Annotated in this window: 20 protein-coding genes; 11 read left to right on the forward strand and 9 right to left on the reverse strand. The window is 49.6% G+C overall.

Annotated elements, in window-relative coordinates; genetic code table 11:
* Positions 1-25 precede the first annotated feature (25 nt).
* From ACZ5R2_RS17500 to ACZ5R2_RS17515, 4 genes are read right to left on the reverse strand one after another with little or no spacing between them, the layout of a single operon-like run.
* The gene (locus tag ACZ5R2_RS17500; RefSeq protein WP_464903309.1) at positions 26-1,027 is read right to left on the reverse strand and encodes an ABC transporter permease; all 1,002 of its coding nucleotides are present in this window, start codon (positions 1,025-1,027) and stop codon (positions 26-28) included.
* The gene (locus ACZ5R2_RS17505) at positions 1,024-2,574 is read right to left on the reverse strand and encodes a sugar ABC transporter ATP-binding protein (protein ID WP_464903308.1); all 1,551 of its coding nucleotides are present in this window, start codon (positions 2,572-2,574) and stop codon (positions 1,024-1,026) included. The genes ACZ5R2_RS17500 and ACZ5R2_RS17505 overlap by 4 nt, the downstream gene beginning before the upstream one ends.
* A complete protein-coding gene (locus ACZ5R2_RS17510) occupies positions 2,575-3,732 on the reverse strand; it encodes a Gfo/Idh/MocA family protein (RefSeq protein ID WP_464903307.1) in 1,158 nt (385 codons plus the stop codon).
* A gap of 10 nt (positions 3,733-3,742) precedes the next feature.
* Positions 3,743-4,798 (reverse strand): sugar phosphate isomerase/epimerase family protein, encoded by a 1,056-nt coding sequence (locus ACZ5R2_RS17515; protein ID WP_464903306.1) that lies wholly within the window; start codon positions 4,796-4,798, stop codon positions 3,743-3,745.
* A gap of 280 nt (positions 4,799-5,078) precedes the next feature.
* Here ACZ5R2_RS17515 and ACZ5R2_RS17520 point away from each other — a divergent pair, with 280 nt between their 5' ends.
* Positions 5,079-6,119 (forward strand): LacI family DNA-binding transcriptional regulator, encoded by a 1,041-nt coding sequence (locus ACZ5R2_RS17520; protein ID WP_464903305.1) that lies wholly within the window; start codon positions 5,079-5,081, stop codon positions 6,117-6,119.
* Between the two features lie 24 nt (positions 6,120-6,143).
* On the opposite strand, the gene miaE is transcribed toward ACZ5R2_RS17520, so the two are convergent.
* Entirely contained in the window at positions 6,144-6,917 is a 774-nt protein-coding gene (gene miaE / locus ACZ5R2_RS17525) for a tRNA isopentenyl-2-thiomethyl-A-37 hydroxylase MiaE (RefSeq protein WP_464903304.1), read from the reverse strand.
* Positions 6,918-7,064: 147 nt separating this feature from the next.
* Entirely contained in the window at positions 7,065-7,829 is a 765-nt protein-coding gene (locus tag ACZ5R2_RS17530) for a DNA repair protein (RefSeq protein WP_464903303.1), read from the reverse strand.
* A gap of 279 nt (positions 7,830-8,108) precedes the next feature.
* On the opposite strand from ACZ5R2_RS17530, the gene cysB reads away from it, so the two are divergent.
* Positions 8,109-9,083, forward strand: a complete 975-nt coding sequence (gene cysB / locus ACZ5R2_RS17535; RefSeq protein ID WP_464903302.1) for an HTH-type transcriptional regulator CysB — start codon at positions 8,109-8,111, stop codon at positions 9,081-9,083.
* A gap of 53 nt (positions 9,084-9,136) precedes the next feature.
* Positions 9,137-10,336, forward strand: a complete 1,200-nt coding sequence (locus ACZ5R2_RS17540) for a methyltransferase (protein WP_464903301.1) — start codon at positions 9,137-9,139, stop codon at positions 10,334-10,336.
* Positions 10,337-10,469: 133 nt separating this feature from the next.
* On the opposite strand, the gene dusC is transcribed toward ACZ5R2_RS17540, so the two are convergent.
* Entirely contained in the window at positions 10,470-11,420 is a 951-nt protein-coding gene (gene dusC, locus ACZ5R2_RS17545; RefSeq protein ID WP_464903300.1) for a tRNA dihydrouridine(16) synthase DusC, read from the reverse strand.
* Positions 11,421-11,557: 137 nt separating this feature from the next.
* Between dusC and ACZ5R2_RS17550 the strand changes: the two genes are divergently transcribed.
* From ACZ5R2_RS17550 to serS, 4 genes are all read left to right on the forward strand, one after another.
* The gene (locus tag ACZ5R2_RS17550) at positions 11,558-12,175 is read left to right on the forward strand and encodes a YecA/YgfB family protein (RefSeq protein ID WP_464903299.1); all 618 of its coding nucleotides are present in this window, start codon (positions 11,558-11,560) and stop codon (positions 12,173-12,175) included.
* A gap of 26 nt (positions 12,176-12,201) precedes the next feature.
* A complete protein-coding gene (gene lolA / locus ACZ5R2_RS17555) occupies positions 12,202-12,798 on the forward strand; it encodes an outer membrane lipoprotein periplasmic chaperone LolA (RefSeq protein ID WP_438458436.1) in 597 nt (198 codons plus the stop codon).
* A gap of 5 nt (positions 12,799-12,803) precedes the next feature.
* A complete protein-coding gene (locus tag ACZ5R2_RS17560) occupies positions 12,804-14,153 on the forward strand; it encodes a replication-associated recombination protein A (protein WP_464903298.1) in 1,350 nt (449 codons plus the stop codon).
* A gap of 92 nt (positions 14,154-14,245) precedes the next feature.
* Positions 14,246-15,553 carry a serine--tRNA ligase gene (gene serS, locus ACZ5R2_RS17565; protein WP_464903297.1) on the forward strand — a complete coding sequence of 436 codons (1,308 nt, stop codon included), beginning with the start codon at positions 14,246-14,248 and terminating at the stop codon, positions 15,551-15,553.
* A gap of 253 nt (positions 15,554-15,806) precedes the next feature.
* On the opposite strand, the gene ACZ5R2_RS17570 is transcribed toward serS, so the two are convergent.
* The gene (locus ACZ5R2_RS17570; protein ID WP_438474760.1) at positions 15,807-16,181 is read right to left on the reverse strand and encodes a DUF2750 domain-containing protein; all 375 of its coding nucleotides are present in this window, start codon (positions 16,179-16,181) and stop codon (positions 15,807-15,809) included.
* 336 nt (positions 16,182-16,517) lie between these two features.
* Here ACZ5R2_RS17570 and ACZ5R2_RS17575 point away from each other — a divergent pair, with 336 nt between their 5' ends.
* The 4 genes from ACZ5R2_RS17575 to ACZ5R2_RS17590 all read left to right on the forward strand — a co-directional run bounded on the left by ACZ5R2_RS17575 (position 16,518) and on the right by ACZ5R2_RS17590 (position 18,567).
* On the forward strand, positions 16,518-16,901 hold the full coding sequence (locus tag ACZ5R2_RS17575; RefSeq protein ID WP_464903296.1) for a VOC family protein: 384 nt from the start codon (positions 16,518-16,520) through the stop codon (positions 16,899-16,901).
* Positions 16,902-16,951: 50 nt separating this feature from the next.
* Positions 16,952-17,404, forward strand: coding sequence for a GNAT family N-acetyltransferase (locus ACZ5R2_RS17580; protein ID WP_464903295.1), 453 nt, complete (start codon positions 16,952-16,954; stop codon positions 17,402-17,404).
* Positions 17,405-17,468: 64 nt separating this feature from the next.
* Positions 17,469-17,906 carry an N-acetyltransferase family protein gene (locus ACZ5R2_RS17585; protein WP_464903294.1) on the forward strand — a complete coding sequence of 146 codons (438 nt, stop codon included), beginning with the start codon at positions 17,469-17,471 and terminating at the stop codon, positions 17,904-17,906.
* A 208-nt stretch (positions 17,907-18,114) separates the two neighbouring features.
* On the forward strand, positions 18,115-18,567 hold the full coding sequence (locus ACZ5R2_RS17590) for a YHS domain-containing (seleno)protein (RefSeq protein WP_464903293.1): 453 nt from the start codon (positions 18,115-18,117) through the stop codon (positions 18,565-18,567).
* A gap of 101 nt (positions 18,568-18,668) precedes the next feature.
* Here the strand turns inward: ACZ5R2_RS17590 and gnd are convergent, their stop codons facing one another.
* Positions 18,669-20,117, reverse strand: a complete 1,449-nt coding sequence (gnd, locus tag ACZ5R2_RS17595) for a decarboxylating NADP(+)-dependent phosphogluconate dehydrogenase (RefSeq protein ID WP_464903292.1) — start codon at positions 20,115-20,117, stop codon at positions 18,669-18,671.
* Positions 20,118-20,126: the final 9 nt, after the last annotated feature.

The raw sequence follows: 20,126 nt of genomic DNA on the forward strand, positions 1-20,126 counted from the left end.
GTTCTCCTATTTTACGGTGTTTGATTTACTCTGAGCGTTTAAATTGCATCAGTACTGCGACCAGAATGACCAAACCTTTTACCGTTCCTTGTAGATATGGGCTGACGCCCATGAGGTTAAGCATGTTATTGATTATGCCCAGAATGATTGCCCCTACGACTGTGCCCCATATCGAGCCTTTGCCACCGGACATCGCTGTGCCCCCAATCACTACTGCAGCAATGACGTCCAACTCATAGAACAGCCCGGCATCCCCTGGACTGATCGAGTTCAGTCTAGAGGAAAGCATCACGGCGGAGACCCCGACCGTAAAGCCCAGTAGGACAAAGGTCAGAAAGACAATTTTTTGCACATTGATCGCCGAGTAGGTAGCGACCTTCGGGTTCGACCCCACCGCGCAGACATGACGGCCAAACGCAGTATGTTTGAGTAGCACATGACCGATGACCGCGAGGATCAAGAATACCCACACAGGGATGGGTAGCTCGAGAAAGTAACCGGTACCAATCTTGGGGTAGTAAGGATTGTTTGAGACCACCTCTCCCGCATCACTGATGTAGAGCGTGAGAGATCGGTAGATGGACATGGTGGCAAGTGTTGCAACAAAGGCCGTGATCTTACCGACTGTGGTGAGCAAGCCATTGATCACGCCGAACAGCGCGCCAAGTATCATCGCCGCCACAATGGCCAGTGACACGGCCATCCATCCGACGCCGAGGTAGTTAAGTAGCATAATAATCAGCGCGCCGACCAGCGCCAGCGCGGAGCCAACCGACAGATCGATGCCGCCAGCGATGATCACAAACGTCATGCCAATCGCAATGATCCCAGTGTAGGAGACTTGACGCAATATGTTAGTCAGGTTGCGGGTCATTAAGAAGTGTTCGCTGGCCATGGCTGAGATCGCGACAAGGATGATGAGCGCAATCAAGGGGGCAAAAGTCGCCCAGTTTACCGCACGTAATTTGTCAAATACGGTCGCTGGCTGACCGTTATCCTGCTTGGGAACAGGTATCGTTTCGCTCATGATAAGACTCCTTGTGGCTGATTAGGCTCAATTGCATCCTTTAACCCAGCAGCGAGTAACATAATTTGCTGCTCGGTAATATCCTCCCCCTGAAGCTCACCTTGCTGCTGACCCTCGCGCATGACAATAATGCGATTTGAGAGTCCAATCAGCTCCTCCATTTCAGAGGAGATGACGATGACAGCTAGTCCTTGCTTAGTCAGTGAGTGAATAAAGTGGTAGATGTCTTTTTTGGTGTTGACGTCAACGCCACGGGTTGGCTCATCGAGGATCAGGACCCTTGGCTGGGTATCCATCCACTTTGAGAGGTAGACTTTTTGTTGGTTGCCTCCGCTGAGGTATTGCAGCTCGGTGTGTGCGGTTTCCGTCTTAATGTCGAACTGATCGATATAGTGCTCGGCCTGATGCTTGGTTTTACTGTGATTAATCAACAGGTTTTGGTATTTATCGAGTGAACAAAGGGTGATGTTCTCAAACAGATTAAAGTTGAGAATTAAGCCACTGCCTTGGCGGTCTTCGCTCAGGTAGGCGAGGCCCTCAGAGACGGCTTTTTTGACGTTGCTTGGTTGATAAGGCTGATTGAAGACCCGGATATCTCCTGATTTTATTTTTCTCAGCCCCATCAACGCTTCAGCAATCTCAGTCCGCCCACTGCCGACTAAGCCGCCAAGCCCAAGTACTTCACCGCAGCGAATATCGAAGTCGATGTTAGAGACCAGTTTAGACAGAGATAATCCCCGTACTTGCAGAGCCAACTGGCCAAATGACTGGTTTTTAATAGGAAATATTTGGTTAAGTTCCCGCCCAACCATCTTGGTCGCCATGTCATGTTCGCTGATGTTGGCGACTTCATCGACTGATACCAGCTCGCCATCACGCAAGATGATCAGGCGATCACATAACTGTTTCACTTCCTTCAATTTGTGCGAGATAAACAGAATCGTTACGCCTTGGCGCTTGAGCTTATTGATCAGATTAAACAGGATGGTGACCTCATGATGGGTCAGCACTGTAGTGGGCTCATCCATGATTAATACCCGCGCGTCATGGACTAATGCCTTGGCGATCTCCACCATCTGTTTTTCTGCCACCGTCAGGTCTTCGATTAAGGCGTCAGGCGAGAGTGGGGTGTCCAGTTGCTCAAGTAATTGCTGGGTACGACTGCGCATCTCACGCTTATTGAGGAGTTTTCGTCCCAACATGCCGTTTGAGCGGATCTCTTGACCCAAGAAAATGTTTTCAAATACATTCAAGGTTGGGACAAGATTAAACTCTTGCGGGATCATGGCTATCCCGAGCTTCTTCGCATCAGAGGGCGTACGAATATCAACAGGCATACCATCCATCTCAACTGTGCCACTGGTGGCGTGATAGATCCCGTCGATGACTTTTAACAGCGTCGATTTACCTGCACCGTTTTCTCCAAGTATGCCAAGCACCTCTCCTGCACGAATATCGAGGCAGATATTGTGCAGGACAGTAACCTTGGAGAAGGATTTGCAGATATTATCCAGACGCAGTAAGGGAGTAACTGTGTCTGTATTCATCTACATCTCCTTTAGAGAAACCCAATCACCATTGTGCAGAGAGGACTGAATAACGGCAGAGATAAACCTCATACCATCAAGGCCGGTATGGATATCTGGGATCAAGCTTTGCTCGAGGATATCGGCCGGTAGTACGCCTTGGCGCTTTCTATCTAGGCAGATTGCCGCTTCAGTGTACAGGTTGGCAAAGCCCTCTAAATACCCTTCGGGGTGACCGCCTGGCGTTCTCGCCAAATGCGCACCGGTATCAAGATAACCGTTACCCGCCCGAGTTAAACGCTGAGTCGGTTGACCAAATGGACTGAATGCAAGCACATTCGGATTCTCCTGTGCCCACTCGAGTCCACCCTTATCACCATAAACCCGGATACGTAAGCCGTTTTCGTTCCCTGGCGCTACTTGACTACTCCACAGCATACCCTTGACGCCTTGATCAAAGCGCAGCATGACATGCACGTTGTCATCGAGCTGACGCCCGCCGACAAAGGATGTCAGTTCCGCGCTGACTTGTTCGAGCTCCAATCCAGTGATAAAGCAAGCTAAGTTGTAGGCGTGGGTGCCGATATCGCCAAGGCAGCCAGCTGGACCTGAGCGAGTGGGGTCTGTGCGCCATTGCGCCTGCTTATTATCGCCGTGTTCAGCATCGGTGGTGAGCCAGTCTTGAGGGTACTCGACCTGAACGACTCTCAGCGTGCCAAGATCGCCCTGCTGTACCATCTGGCGTGCCTGTCGCACCAGTGGATAGGCGGTGTAGTTATGAGTGAGGAAGAAAAAGGCCTGTGATTGCTCTGCGACCTGTTTGAGCGCTTTGGCATCCTCTAGGGTTGAGGTTAAGGGTTTGTCGCAGATCACCGAGATCCCAGCCTCTAGAAAGGCCTTGGCGACAGGAAAGTGCATATGATTCGGGGTGACAATCGCCACCGCATCAATACCGTCCTCACGCTGCGCTTCCACCTTGGCCATTTCAGCGTAATCAGTGTAGATGCGGTCAGATTCAAGCCCAAGAGCCTGACCCGAGCGAATCGCTTTGTCATGAGTTGAACTTAATGCACCAGCCACCAACTGATAATGACCATCAATGCGGCCGGCAATGCGGTGTACCGCACCGATAAAGGCGCCTTCTCCTCCACCCACCATACCAAGTTTGAGTTGTTTCATGTCAACCTCCTTACTTCAGACCAAGAATGCGCTTGTTAGCGTCAACATCCGTTGCCGCATCAGCAAAGTCATCAAAGGCTTTGTCGGTCACTTGGATGATGTGTTGGTTGACAAAGTCGACACCCTCAGCCGCTCCTGCTTCAGGGTGTTTGAGGCAACATTCCCACTCAACGACCGCCCAGCCATCGAAGTCGTATTGCGATAGCTTAGAGAAAATAGCACTGAAATCGACTTGGCCATCACCCAGTGAGCGAAAACGTCCCGCGCGCTCAGTCCAGCCTTGATAACCGCTGTAAACGCCTTGCTGTGCGCTTGGGTTGAACTCGGCATCCTTGACATGGAACATCTTGATTCTGTCGCGATATCTGTCGATAAAGGCCAGATAATCAAGCTGTTGAAGTACAAAGTGGCTTGGGTCGTAGAGAATATTAGCCCGAGGGTGGTTATCAACCGCGTCGAGGAACATCTCAAATGTTACGCCATCATGCAGATCTTCACCAGGGTGGATTTCATAACAAACATCGACACCGGCTTGATCGAACGCATCGAGAATAGGCTTCCAGCGGTTAGCGAGTTCGGCAAAACCAGTTTCGATTAACCCCTGTGGACGCTGGGGCCATGGGTAGATGAATGGCCATAACAGCGCGCCAGAGAAGGTCACATGCGCGGTAAGGCCCAAGTTTTTTGACGCCTTGGCGGCGAGCATCATTTGCTCGACTGCCCACGCTTGACGCGCAGCTGGGTTGTTGTGAACATGTTCTGGGGCGAATCCATCGAACATCTCATCATAGGCAGGGTGAACAGCAACAAGTTGTCCTTGTAAGTGGGTGCTCAACTCCGTTAGTTCAACATTGTGCGAAGCTAAGACGGCAAGGAGAGAGTCGCAGTAGTCTTGATCATGGGCGGCTTTTTCAAGATCGAACAGCCTACCATCCCAGCTGGGAATCTGTACCCCTTTATAACCTAATTGACTTGCCCATGCGACGATACTGTCGAGGGAATTGAATGGTGCCTCATCAGAGGCAAATTGCGCGAGAAATAGTGCTGGTCCTTTGATTGTTTTCATTACTCACCTCGTTTATTAAGACCACAAAATGTAATCGTGTACATAAATCAGGGAATAAAATGCACTAGGGATGATCGGCTATCGCTTAGTACATTCTTTGAGCAAAAACATGTTTTAATGGTTAATATATCGACAAAAAAGAACGTTTTATACGCAATTAGTGGTGTAATGTGATCGATGTGTTTAATTAGTAAACAATTATCGTAGATAATTTGAACGGCTCGATGTTGCTTGGTAACCTGTGAAAATTGTAAACGATTTCATTCTGCAAGGTGGAAAGATGGTCACAATTAAGCAGGTTGCCAAACTGGCCGGGGTTTCGACAGCCACGGTATCGCGTACTCTGATACACCCTGAGCAAGTGCGCGCCAAAACCCGACAAAAAGTTGAGCTGGCGATTCGAGAAACCAACTATACGCCAAATGCCACCGCGCGTAATTTACGCCGCAGTGAATCGCGTGCGATTATCGTTATTGTGCCCGATATCGAAAACATGTTTTTTGCTGAGATTGTCCGCGGTATCCAGTTGGTGGCACAAAAACATGGCTACAAGGTGCTCTTGGGCGATACCGTACATATTGTTGACCAAGCCAAAGAGTATCTAGAGCTTGTCAGCTCGTGCCAAGCCGATGGGGTGATTTCACTGACCGCAGAGCTGCCCGCGGAGTATCAAAATGAGCCAGATATTCCAATGGTCATGGCCTGTGAATATTTCCCTGACTCGGCGATTCCGACAGTACGAATTGATAACTACGGCTCAGCGAAAAAAGCGGTCGACTACTTGATTGAGCTCGGGCACCAGCATATCGGCTGCATTACCGGGCCGATGGAGAATCCCATCTGTATTGCGAGAAAGGCCGGCTTTCTTGCCAGCCTCGAGCAGGCTGGCATCGATGTTGATGATCAAGCGATAGAGTCGGGCGATTTTAGCTTTGACTCTGGTTATATCGCCTTTCGCCGTTTACACAAGCAGTACGCCATGACCGCTCTGTTCTGCTTCAATGACATGATGACGCTCGGGGCGATGCGAGCGGCGCAAGAGATGGGTATAAAAATCCCTGAGCAGATGTCAGTGGTTGGGTTTGATGATTTGCTGTTCAGTCAATATTGCAGCCCGACCATTACCACGATCAAACAGCCGCAGAAACTGATAGGGGAAACAGCGATGAAGGTCTTGATCAAGTTGATCAAGACTGGTAATGCGGCTAAAGAGACCGTCATTCCCACTCAGCTTCTAGTGAGGGATAGCTCGACGGTTTGCTCTCTTAAGAGGCAAGAGTCGGGATCGCTCTGCTCCGAGAGTCGAGTGGTGCCCGGCTAGGGGCGCCCGGCTAGGGGTGCTCGACTAGAGGCACTCAGCAAGGATGGCAGGGGCACCTGAGTGAAAGCGGAACTCGTTATCGTCACTGGTGATGAGCTTGGCTTCGATGTCGGCAAATAAGCTTACTCGATCAGAAATATCATTATCTGCGATCGTCTGTGCTAAGTCTAAATAGTCTTGATAGTGGCGAGCTTCTGAGCGTAGCAGGGAGATATAAAATTTCTGTATTGGCTCGTCTAGGAAAGGGGCAAGCTGGGCGAAGCGCTCACATGAGCGGGCCTCAATAAAGGCACCGATAATCAGTTTATCGATCAGTGCTGCTGGCTCGAAAGTGCGGATATGTTTGATCATACCTTTTGCATAACGACTTGCTGTGATAGGGCGGTAAGCCATCCCTTGCGCTTCAATGATTTCTAGTACCTGGTAAAAGTGGTGCAGCTCTTCTCTGATCAACAGTACCAATCTATCAATCATGTCTTGGCCATAAGCACAGCCATCTTTGGCTTGGATTGATTTAGACAGTGCGCTCTTGCCCTTGAGACTCTCAAGGCTGCCTTGGCCTTTATAGGCAAACAGCTCGAAGGGCTCGACTAGCTCAGAGAGTTGAGTTTTCCCCTCCTCGGTCACTACGTAGCGCTTGAGTAAGAAAATGGCACTCTGAGCTGCCTTGAGCTCACAAAGTAAGTGATCGCGTAAAATGATCGACAAGTTCTCTGGCTTTTGTGCCTCATCAATCCACGAAGAGGGGGTTGGGCACTTAAGAAAACGATGAATAGGGTCTAATAGTTGCTGATACATGTGTTATTTTTTGGTTATGTTGAGCGTTGACCTACAGTTTAGCACGATTGAAATTAAGCAAGCATTAAGAGAAAAGGCCAAGGTTTTTAGAACCTTGGCCTTTTCATTCACAGAAAAATAAACGGAATAAATTGTCTTATATCAGAGTTACCACTTTTTCTTCTCACCAAATAACGCTTCAATATCTTGGCTACGCTCGCTGTCCTCAAAGTTTCTCTGCATCAGAGAGTGGCGATTTTGTCGGCGCTGCTCGATATCATCATACATTTGCTGGAGCTTTTCTCGTGCTCGGATAGAGTAGTTGTCACTCTTGGTACTAAGCACATCGATACCCTTTTTTAGCAACTGAACTGCCGTGCCGGGCTGATCACGATTCACCGCATCCTTGGAGCGTTTGATGACATTTTCGATGTTGATCTTAAGCTGAATCATCTCAAGGCGCGCACTCTCGTTGATATACTCCGGCGTCGCTAGGCGGCCTTTGTTGTGCTCGCTGCGCACGGTACTGCGCAAGCGTTTGACTAATTTTAGCATTGCTATGGCCTGCTTATCGCTGGTGGGAACTCTGAAGGAGGCACCATTTTGGCTGTCACTTTGTTCACTGAGCTGGTTGATTTGCGCCGTGACCTGCTCGATGCGCTGCTTGTGGTGCTTATTCTTTGGGTCGAGGTCGCGCATGCTTTGTAAACTATCCAAAATACGATTGTTTAAGCACATCAGGAGTTGGTTACTAAAAGGAAGCTGGTGAGCATTCCCAATCAGCTCTTCGGTTCCATCGATAATCGCTACATAGCGGGCAAGCTCTTGTTTTTTGGTTGCCTCTACTTTGATTTTATACTGCAGCATGATGTTATAGCCGAGTATCAGGATCAGCAGCACGCCAATCAAGGCAATAATCAAAATAAAATTCATATACAACTAATCCGTCGGTTATGGCTTTGCTTAGCATACCGCAATTAAAATGGCATCGGTATCTAAATTCGTGGCAATAATCACGCTAACAAGATGAATTTTTTAACCTTTGCTCAATAATTTTGTAAAAACTCGTCCAGCCCACATTTTGTGCATCATTCGGGGTGTCGAACACGACATTGCAGTCGCGATTGAATATTGATATAACCAATGATTATATCGCAAGGTTGCCAAACGAAATTTTTGGCTAGGAAGTACCGGAGAATTAAAGGATTAACCATGAAGCTGCAACAGCTAAAATACATCGTTGAAGTTGTTAACCACAACCTTAACGTTTCAGCAACGGCGGAAAGCCTGTATACCTCTCAGCCAGGGATCAGTAAGCAAGTGAGGCTACTGGAAGATGAGCTGGGGATTCAAATTTTTGAGCGAAGCGGTAAGCATCTAACCAAAGTGACCTCAGCGGGTGAGGAGATTGTCAGCATCTCTCAAGAGATCTTAGGTCGGGTTGAAAGCATCAAAGCGGTCGCTGGAGAACACACCCATCCTGAGCGTGGTGCACTGAATATTTCGACCACGCATACTCAGGCACGTTATGCACTGCCAGAGGTAATCAAAGGCTTCACGACTCGTTATCCTAACGTTTCGCTTAACATGCATCAGGGAACACCAAGCCAGATGTCAGAGGCGATTGCTAAGGGTACGGCCAACTTTGCTATAGCAACTGAGGCGCTGCACCTTTATCAAGACGCCATTATGTTGCCATGTTATTACTGGAACCGCTCCATTGTGGTACCAAAAGATCATCCATTGGCTCAGAGTGACTCAGTCTCGATTCATGATCTGGCTAACTACTCACTCGTGACTTATGTGTTTGGTTTCACTGGACGCTCAGAGCTGGACACGGCGTTTGATAAAGAAGGCTTAACACCCAAAGTGGTGTTCACCGCGACAGACGCTGATGTGATTAAGACCTATGTGCGTATGGGGATTGGCGTTGGTGTGATTGCTAGCATGGCTGTGGACGAGAAGCTCGACTCAGACCTAGTGGCTATTGATGCCAGCCATCTGTTTGGCGCCAGTACCACCAGTATTGGCTTTCGCCGTGGTACCTTCTTACGCTCATACATGTTCGACTTTATGGAGCGTTTTGCCCCGCACCTGACGAGACCGGTTGTGGAACAAGCGATTTCCCTCAAATCTAACGCTGAAATCGAAGAGATGTTCAAAGGGATCAAACTCCCGATAAGATAGCTTGTATTCTGTGCTCTTCCTTCTAAAATGGCCCACCCGCATAGGAGGAAGAGATGCATCAACACTTTGCCGATATCGATCATTGGCTCATCGAGCACCAAGCGTTTTGGAGAATCGAACCGTTCAAGGCGGTCTGTTCAATGCAGGGCGCGTTGGATGATTTGCCTGCGGAGTTGGTTGATTGGCTCGCCTCGCTCACTCCTGAGCAAATTCTGAATTTCAAATCTAACCCACATCAGCTTAGCGATGCCCTAACAGCCTTTGTGCCCGAGATTGGTTTTTGGGCAAAGGCAGAACCATCAGCGCTATTAACCGAGCAAACGACGCAAATTAATCCCCGTTTGTTGAGTGGTATCCCAGGACGCAAAGTCGATCAGATCACGGCAATGAGCAGCGTATGCTTGAAACAAGAGGGTGCCCACCCTTGGCTTGAGTGGTGTTCGGGTAAAGGCTATCTAGGGCGAGTGTTGGCAAGTTCATCGCAGCAGCCAGTGACCAGTCTGGAGTACCAACCCCAGTTGTGTCTCGATGGTCAGCAGTTTGCTGATCAAAAGCAGCTGGATATGCACTTTGTCCAAGGGGACGCCTTTAGCCAACAAGCCAAAGCGCTATGCCAATCTCAGCAACACGGCGTGGCGCTGCATGCCTGTGGTGATTTGCACACTACACTGCTTTCTCATGCTGCCGAGGTTGGCATGGCCGCGCTGACGGTCGCGCCATGTTGCTATCACTTAACTCGTGATGAGTGCTATCAGCCACTGTCATCACTTGGCAAGTCGAGTTGTCTACAGCTAACCAAATCTGAGCTGCGTATTCCGCTTCAAGAGACAGTCACCGGTGGCGAGCGTGTTTATCGCCATCGCCATACCGAAATGACTTATCGACTGGGTTTTCATCAGTTAGTGAGCGAGCTGCGCGGTGACTCAACCTACCTGCCAGTACCGAGTATTAAAAAATCACAGCTGAGCGAAGGCTTTGAGGCATTTTGCTCTTGGGCAGCGGAGAAAAAATCACTGACTTTACCCACTGGGTTAGACTTTTCCCGCTATCAGCTGCAAGGAGAGCATCTGTTTTGGCGGATGGAAGCACTGAGCTTACTCCCTCAGCTATTTCGCCGCCCGCTAGAGTTGTGGCTAGTGCTAGACAAGGCACTGTTCCTCATCGAGCACGGCTATCAAGTCAAAGTAGGCACCTTTTGTGAAAAGGCCACAACGCCACGAAATTTGATTATCCAAGCCCGGCGCAGCGTGTAGCGCTGCAGTAGCGAGAACAACAGTAGCGAGGTGCGGGGACGGGCAAAGCCCTTCGAGGAGCGAGGAGTTTAACGCTCGTGATATGCTCCTCGATACTCGGAACGAAGTGTAACTCGCTCCCCGCCCCTGTGTTTTAGCTAGCAAGTTTAAGTTGATATTGTTCGATGACTTTTACGATATCATCGGCTTTTTTAAACGTGCGGATCTCTCTAAACAGCGCATCGGCTTCTGGGTATTGTTGGCGCAGGTAAGAGAACCACTGCTTAACGCGATTGGAGTAGTATAAGCCCTTGTCGCCTTTCATCTCGTAGTGTGAGTAGACGATCAGCAGATCAACGACTTCATGCCAAGGCATTGGGGTAGCATTGTGTTTAACCACATTACCCAGGTTAGGCACGTTGAATGCGCCGCGGCATACCATCAGCGAGTCTACGCCTGTGGTCTCGATGCATCGCTGGCCATCGGCATAGTTCCAGATCTCACCATTTGCAATTAGCGGCATCTGAGTACGCTGACGGATCTTATCGATGTACTCCCAACGGATTTCACTGGCCTTGTAGCCACCCTCTTTGGTGCGAGCATGGATGGTCAGTTCATCCGCACCGGCCTGTTCAATCGCATCCACAACTTCAAAGCAATCTTCAGGATTACTCCAGCCAAGGCGGATCTTCGCCGTCACTGGGATATGGTTTGGCACGGCTTCACGACATGCCTTAAGCACCTCATAGATGGTATTGGGCTCTTTCAGCAGCGCGGCACCGCCGCCGTGCTTGTTGACGAGACGAGCAGGGCAGCCAAAGTTGATGTCGATTCCTTTAGCGCCAAGCTCAGCCGCTTTAAACGCATTCTCCGCCATCCAGTTGGCGTGCTGACCCAGCAGTTGCAGGTGCACGGGGACGCCAGACTTGGTTTGTGAACCTTGTTTTAGCTCAGGGCAGAGGCGATAAAACACATGATCAGGTAGCAGCAAGTCACTGACACGGACGAACTCTGTGACACAAAGATCGTAGTCGTTGATGTTGGTAAGAATCTCTCGCATCAGATGATCGAGAACACCCTCCATAGGGCCTAACACGACACGCATTGTAAATAGTCTCTCCGGTCACAAAAATGGAGCGAGATTGTAGAGTGAATTATGTGCAAAGTCACGACTCTTTGTCGCTGAATAGCCCCATTAACGGTATACTCGCAGCAATCCTCATTATAGAGAAATCGAACACTATGACTTACTCGCTTATTAACACTAGCGATTTCCCGACCCAAGAGTCGTCTTGGTTTGTTGAAGGCACGGTATTGGCTGCCAACTTTGCCGTTAAACCGCTCGATCCGACGAGCTGGTTGGGCGATATTTTTTCTCCGCAACTTGTAGAGAGTAAGGCAGTGCTAGAGCAACAGATTAATGCTCAGTACGCAGCGCTCAAGACCCAGAGCTTTTCACTATTGACCCTACTCAAGGAAACGCAGGCAGAGGAAAGTGCACTGGCGGACTTTGCCGAGGGCTTTATGACGCTGTGGCCGGTGGTTGAGCAGCAGTGGCAAGAGAAGCAGCCATCTGACGGTACGCTGCGCATGCTGCAAGCCTTTTTGACTACAATGATGTTGGCGATTGACCAAGAAGGCACCCACCAACAGATGCGTGAGGCTGGGTTTGAGGATTTGCCACAACTTGATAATTTTATCGACCAGCTTGATATTATGATCAATGAAATTGCGATGGCAGCGGATGCAGAAATGGTCGGCGACAAAGCGCAACGCTTTAATCCGTATAAAGATGTCGGTCGTAATTCCGACTGTCCTTGTGGCAGCGGCAAGAAATTTAAGCAGTGCTGCGGTCGTTAGGCAGCCGTGTATTTTGGAGTAATGGAATGAAAAAACTGATCGCGTTATTGTTAGTCAGCTCGTCAGTATGGGCTGGTGCTCAAGAAGAACTGAGTGAGCGCTTGTCTCTCAGTGATGGCTTCAGCGCCGATTTCACTCAGGTGGTCACCAGCCCTGAAGGGGATGTGGTTATGGAAGGCGAAGGCACGGTTGAAATTGCTCGCCCAAGCCTGTTTCGTTGGACGACCACCTTCCCAGATGAAAATGTCTTGGTCTCTGATGGCCAGTCAATCTACTACTACAGCCCATTTATTGAGCAAGTGAGTATCTTCTGGCAAGAGCAAGCGACAGCGCAAACCCCGTTTATCTTGCTCACCCGCGATCAAGAGAGCGACTGGGAGAACTACGATGTGACCCAGAAGCAAGACGTGTTTACCTTGGTGCCTACCTCAGATGAGCTTAACCAAGGTACGTTTGAGATCATTATCAATGCTCAAGGCGAAGTCTCAGGCTTTAAGGTGATCGAGCAAGATGGCCAGCGTGGTGATTATGTGTTTAGTAACCTCAGCCAAGCCACCCCAGATCGCTCGCGTTTCTCATTTGAGATCCCAGAAGGCGTCGAAGTGGATGATCAAAGGAACTAACGGGCGTGAGTAACTACAGCTTAGACTTTAGCTCGCAAGAAGACTTTCGCCCTTTGGCCGCGCGTATGCGCCCGGCCACCATTGAGCAGTACATTGGTCAAACTCACATCCTTGGTGAGGGTAAGCCGCTACGTAAAGCTCTGCAAGCCGGTCACATTCACTCGATGATCTTGTGGGGGCCACCTGGGACCGGTAAAACCACCCTAGCAGAAGTGGCAGCCAATTACGCCAATGCTGAGGTTGAGCGTGTTTCTGCTGTGACCTCGGGCGTCAAAGATATTCGCGCGGCAATCGACCGCGCGCGTGAAAACAAGCTTGCCGGCCATCGCACCATCTTGTTTGTTGATGAGGTGCATCGCTTCAACAAATCGCAGCAAGATGCCTTTTTGCCGCACATCGAAGATGGCACCGTGACCTTTATTGGCGCGACAACAGAAAACCCTTCGTTTGAGCTAAATAATGCACTGCTCTCGCGAGCGCGGGTTTATAAGTTGACCTCGCTGTCCAAGCAAGAAGTACTCAATGCGCTTAATCAGGCGGTGTCTGATCCTGAGCGTGGCCTTGGTAAGACAGCGGCGCAGTTTCACGATGATGTACTGGAGCGACTGGCTGAGCACGTCAATGGTGATGCGCGCATGTCGCTTAACTACTTAGAGCTGCTCTACGACATGGCGGAAGACAACGCTGAGGGCGTCAAGCAGATCACCCTGCCTTTGCTTGCCGAAGTCGCAGGTGAAAAGGTCGCGCGCTTTGATAACAAGGGCGACATTTGGTACGACCTGATCTCTGCAGTGCATAAGTCGATCCGTGGCTCAAACCCTGATGCAGCGCTGTATTGGTCTGCGCGGATGATTACTGCGGGTTGCGATCCTTTGTATATTGCCCGTCGCTTATTAGCCATTGCCTCTGAGGATATTGGTAACGCCGACCCAAGGGCAATGCAAGTGGCGATGGACGCGTGGGACTGCTTTACCCGCATTGGACCTGCTGAGGGCGAGCGCGCAATAGCCCAAGCTGTGGTGTATCTGGCGTGCGCGCCGAAAAGTAATGCGGTGTACACCGCGTGGAAGCAGGCGCTCGATGATGCGCGCAATTTGCCTGAGTATGAGGTGCCTCATCACCTGCGCAACGCACCAACTAATCTGATGAAGGATATGGGTTATGGTGCCGAGTATCGCTATGCGCATGATGAGCCTGGTGCTTATGCGGCGGGTGAGTGTTACCTGCCGCCAGAAATGAGCCAAACTCGCTACTATTTCCCAACCAATCGCGGGTTAGAAACCAAGATTGGGGAAAAACTCGATTATCTCGCGGGATTAGACGCAAAAAGCCTAATAAAGCGCTATGAAAAGTAGCGGCTTTTGGGTATCTTTTACCACACTATATTTTGACAAACGCGTGAATGGCTTTGCGCGTTTTTTTATCAATAAAAAGCATAGGATTAACAATGCTGGATTCTAAATTACTTCGTACAGAGCTGGATGAAACAGCTGCTAAACTGGCGCGCCGAGGCTTTAGCCTTGACGTTGAGACCATTCGTCAACTTGAAGAACAACGTAAGTCGATTCAAGTAGAAGTAGAAAATTTACAATCCAGTCGTAACTCCATCTCTAAGCAGATCGGCCAAAAAATGGCGGCTGGCGACAAAGAGGGTGCTGAAGAGATCAAGAAGCAGATTGGTACGCTTGGTAGCGATCTGGAAGCTAAGAAAGCTGAGCTGGCTGAGATCCAAGTCAAGCTGGAAGAGATCACCTTGTCTGTTCCGAACCTACCCGATGACGAAGTGCCAGACGGTAAAGACGAAGACGACAACGTAGAGATCTCGCGCTGGGGTGAGCCAAAGACTTACGACTTTGAAGTCAAAGATCACGTTGACCTTGGTGAAATGGGCGGCGGTCTAGACTTCGCAAGTGCAACCAAGATCACGGGTGCGCGCTTTATCGTGATGAAGGGTCAATTTGCTCGTCTTCACCGTGCGATTGCTCAGTTTATGCTCGATCTGCACACAGAAGAGCACGGCTACACAGAGATGTACGTGCCTTACCTAGTTAACGCTGATAGCCTATACGGTACAGGTCAGCTGCCTAAGTTTGGTAAAGACCTGTTCCACACTGAGCCTCTTGAAGAGAAGGCGAGTGATGAAGAGCCACGTCGTCTATCTCTGATCCCAACAGCAGAAGTGCCAGTGACTAACATGGTGCGCGATACCATCTCTGATGAGGCGGACTTACCACTTAAGATGACTGCACACACGCCGTGTTTCCGCTCTGAAGCGGGTTCTTACGGCCGTGACACGCGCGGTCTTATCCGTATGCACCAGTTCGACAAAGTTGAGCTAGTACAGATCACCAAGCCTGAAGATTCAATGGCGGCACTGGAAGAGCTGACAGGTCACGCAGAGAAAGTTCTGCAACTGCTTGAGCTTCCTTACCGTAAAGTAGTTCTATGTACTGGTGACATGGGCTTTGGCGCGCGTAAGACTTACGACCTTGAAGTTTGGGTGCCGGCGCAAGAGACTTACCGTGAGATCTCATCATGCTCAAACACGTGGGACTTCCAAGCTCGCCGTATGCAAGCGCGTTTCCGTCGTAAAGGCGAGAAGAAGCCAGAGCTTGTGCACACGCTAAACGGCTCAGGTCTAGCGGTTGGCCGTACCATGGTTGCAATCCTTGAGAACAACCAAGAAGCAGATGGCCGCATCGCTATCCCAACGGCGCTCCAGAAATACATGGGCGGCGCGACTCACATCGGGTAAAGATTAAAAAAGAGCCTCAAGGGCTCTTTTTTTAGGTTCGAGATGTCAGTATCACTTCGTTCCGAGGTGCGGGTTACGCTTCGCTCCGAGTATCGAGGAGTGTGCCACTTGTGGTGAACTCCTCGCACCTTTATTTTAGTTTTGAGGGTCGGGTATTACTTCGTTCCGGGTGTCGAGGAATACGTCACTTGTGTTGGACTCCTCGCTCCCCGAAGGGCAACGCCCGTCCTCGCGCCTCGCTACTTTGTTTTCGCTACTTTTTTTTCTCGCGTTTGATGAGCTCGAATTCGAACTCGTCAGGGTAGAGGACAATCCCTTCACCGTTTTCATCTGGGAACACGACCAAAGAAAGCTCATCCTCTTCAAGGCCTCGGGTCCAGCGACTCTTCCATTTCGCGAGTGAGATAGGCTCGGCTTTAAAGCCCTCCCATTCGTCAGTCGCCCATTGCAGGGCATGTTCTTCTGATGGCCATACTGGCACACACTCTTCTTCTTCGGTATTGAGCAGTACACTGCCATGCTCATCGATCAGCAGCCAGATCTTTAGCTCATTGGTTACCGCTTTAAAAAACAGGTTCATGCGCTCAGATGGATCTTTTGGTACTTGGGGAGAATTTGCAGTTGTCATAGCAACCCTTATTGCGTCATTGATATGTTGCTGATTATAGACGAGAGCAAAGGGTGAAGGCTATTGCTGGTGCTGTTAAGTGCTTCTTTCTCAACCTATGATTGGCGGGCCTCAACAACCCTCAATCTAACCTTGCAGTATTAGGAGATCTATTCAAGCCTGCCAAGGTTTAACATGGTAATACGTTCTGATGATTATCCATTATTTAAATATTTCTAATCTAGGGAGCCTCATGGTGCGCTAGCTCTCACTACAGGGTGATTTACTTGGCTATGCTAGTAGTATCGCATGTCGCTTAAGGTGCTTGCGATACCGTCACTAATGGAGGGTGTAAAGATGAGGCAATCTAACCCAGTCGGCTGGTTTGAGATCTATGTCGACGAGATGGACAGAGCGAAAGCGTTCTATGAAGCGGTGCTCGATGTAACACTGGAGAAGCTTGAAAGCCCTGCCAAGATGGACATTGAAATGTGGTGCTTCCCGAGTGAGATGGAACGCTATGGTGCCGCGGGGGCGCTGGCTCACATGAGTGGGGTCAAGGCTGGTGGCAATAGCACCTTGGTCTACTTCTCCTGTGATGACTGCGCGATAGAAGAGTCCAGAGTAGAGACGAGCGGTGGACAAGTACAAGTGCCAAAAATGTCCATCGGTGATTATGGATTTATCAGCATCGTGAGTGATACCGAAGGCAACACGATAGGACTTCATTCGATGAAGTAATGTCACGTGTTGTTTCGTTCTTTTTCATGAGAGAACACAAGGAGGAGAGATTGAAAACGATTCAAGCCAAGGTGGGGGATATCGATTCAGTCGCATCCCTGTTCGACCTATATCGGCAGTTTTATCACCAAACTGCCAATTTATCCGCCGCTCGAGGTTTTATCTTTGAGCGGCTCACCGCTGACGACTCAGTGATTTTCTTAGCATTGGATGACAACGAAGTCGCCGTCGGATTTTGTCAACTATACCCCTCATTTTCATCGATAACTATGCAGCCGCTCTATTACCTTAACGATCTGTATGTCATTGAGGAAAAACGTGGTCAGGGAGTCGCTAGAGTGCTAATGCAGCATGCCGAGGCCTACGCACGTGAGTGCAACGCCACGACACTTAAACTGGCGACGGCGGTTGAAAATCACGGTGCAAAATGCCTCTACTTATCAGCTGGGTATAAAGAAATCACTGACTTTGAGCATTATCGACTTGATCTTAAGAGCGAATAGATCCACTTGTCGTGTTTAAGTAAAATCAGTGTTTTGATAATGACTTACAGGGAAGGAGTGAGTGATGGCGATAAAGCTTCGTCAGGCCAAAGAGTCTGACGTCGAGTTTTTGATTGGTCTGCGTAACCAGACCATGACCAGCTATTTGCAGGACGTGGGCATGCCGACCAGCAAAGAGGCCTTTGAAGCGCGCGTGCGCCATGCCTTTGAGCACGCGCAGATCGTCGAAGAGGATGGGCGGCCGATAGGCCTGTTCAAGGTCGAGTTTACTCCAGAAAATAATCATTGGTTTTTGGTTCAAATCCAGATCGATCCCAAGTATCAAGGTCGCAATATTGGTCGCCGTTTAATTGAAAATCTGATTGAAACGGCACAAACGACCAAGGCAACCATCGGGCTTGGTGTAATCAAGACCAACCCAGCGCAGCGTTTGTATACTCGCCTAGGCTTTAGGGTAGTAGGGGAATCACAGCAAGAGTACCTGATGCAGCTGACTACCTAGTTTTCTCTCTCGAGGTGTTGGACTTTCTTGACCAAGGGCGCGCCTCAGATACAACCAATGATTAACTCTCTTTATTTGGGCGCAATATTGAAAGTTTTGCCGTCAACTCGGGTCTATATACCTAAGTACTAACGCAATCGGCTTGTCATAGCAGCCTATTTATTCAATCTAGAGTAGGCCTAGATTAATGGCCTCACAGGGAGAAGTCATGAAAGCTATTAAACGAATATTGGCAGCATTTATTCTCGCCCTTGGGCTCACCCAGCCAGCATTAGCTCTCGAACCGGTCTACAGTGATTTTTTTGGTAAGGCAATCAAAGGCTATGATCCAGTAGCCTATTTTACCCAATCGATGCCCATCGAAGGCACGCGTCAATTCCGCTATCAATGGAATGGTGCTGATTGGTATTTTTCTTCGGCACAAAATCGCCAAAAGTTTATCGATAACCCACAAAAGTACGCACCGCAATATGGAGGTTACTGCGCATGGGCTGTGAGCAAAGGCTACACTGCCAAAATTGACCCTAATGCGTGGTCACTAGTAGATGGAAAGTTATACCTCAACTACAGCAAATCCGTGCAGCGCGACTGGCAACAAGACATTCCGGGCAATATTGCTAAAGGGGATCGCAATTGGCCGAAATTACTCAATGGAGGGTAAGGCAGAGACGAGAATCGAGAGGCGAGAAGCGAGATTGGTAACTCGCGCTGGAGAACACTCGCTTCTCGAAGCAAAGCGATCCCGCCTCTCGCCTCTATTTTTTACACGTCGTAAGTCGTAGACGCCGTATCACCACCCGTACCAGTCCAGTTGGTGTGGAAGAACTCACCACGTGGACGGTCTAGACGCTCGTAGGTGTGAGCACCGAAGTAGTCACGTTGCGCCTGAAGCAAGTTTGCTGGTAGGCGAGCAGTCGTGTAACCGTCTAGGAATGACAGCGCAGAGATAGTACAAGGCATTGGGATGCCCACCTCTAATGACTTCGCTGACACCTTACGCCATGCTGCAAGACAACCAGTTAGGATGTTCTTGAAGTAGTCGTCTGAGCCTAGGAATGCGAGCTCTGGGTTTTTCTCAAACGCATCGCGAATGTTGCCAAGGAATGCTGAGCGAATGATACAACCGCCGCGCCACATCAAGGCTACGTTACCGTAGTTGAGATCCCAGCCATTCTCATTTGATGCTTCACGCATTAGCATAAAGCCTTGTGCGTAAGAGATAATCTTTGATGCCAGTAGCGCTTGGCGCAGTGCATCAACCCACTCTTGCTTGTCACCTTCAACTGGCGTGATGGTCTTACCAAACAGCTTCTCTGCTTCCACGCGTTGCTCTTTGAGTGCCGATAGGCAGCGAGAGAATACCGACTCAGAGATAAGCGTCAGTGGGATGCCTAGGTCAAGAGCGTTGATACCTGTCCATTTACCGGTGCCTTTTTGGCCTGCAGTATCCAGGATTTTCTCAACCAGCGCTTCACCGTTTTCATCTTTGTAGCCCAGGATGTCAGCCGTGATCTCTACGAGGTAGCTGTCTAGCTCAGTCTTGTTCCAATCGGCAAACACTGCCTGCATCTCGTCGTTCGACATGCCAAGACCGTCTTTCATAAACTGGTAAGCTTCGGTGATCAGCTGCATGTCACCATATTCGATGCCGTTGTGCACCATCTTAACGAAGTGACCGGCACCATCGTTACCAACCCAGTCACAGCAAGGCTCGCCCGCGTCAGTTTTGGCGGAAATCGCTTGGAAGATAGGCTTTATTGCTGGCCATGCTTCTTCAGAGCCACCCGGCATGATAGATGGACCAAAGCGTGCACCTTCTTCACCACCAGATACACCAGCACCGATAAAGTGGATGCCTTTCTCACGCAGAGCTGCCACGCGGCGGTTGGTGTCAGGGTAGTTAGTGTTACCGCCATCGATAATGATGTCGCCTTTATCAAGCAGTGGAACTAGGGCTTCGATAAATTTATCTACCACTTCACCTGCGCGAACCATCAGCATAATTTTGCGCGGGGCTTCTAGCTTCTCGACTAGCTCTTCAAGAGAGTAAGCACCGATGATGTTAGTGCCCTTAGCAGCGCCTTCTAGGAACTCGTCTACCTTCGCAGCCGTGCGGTTGTGAGCCACAACGGTAAAGCCGTTGTCGTTCATGTTTAGGATAAGGTTTTGACCCATTACAGCTAGGCCAATTACACCGATATCACCTTTCATTCGTTGTCT

Source organism: Vibrio sabulosilitoris (assembly GCF_055391395.1).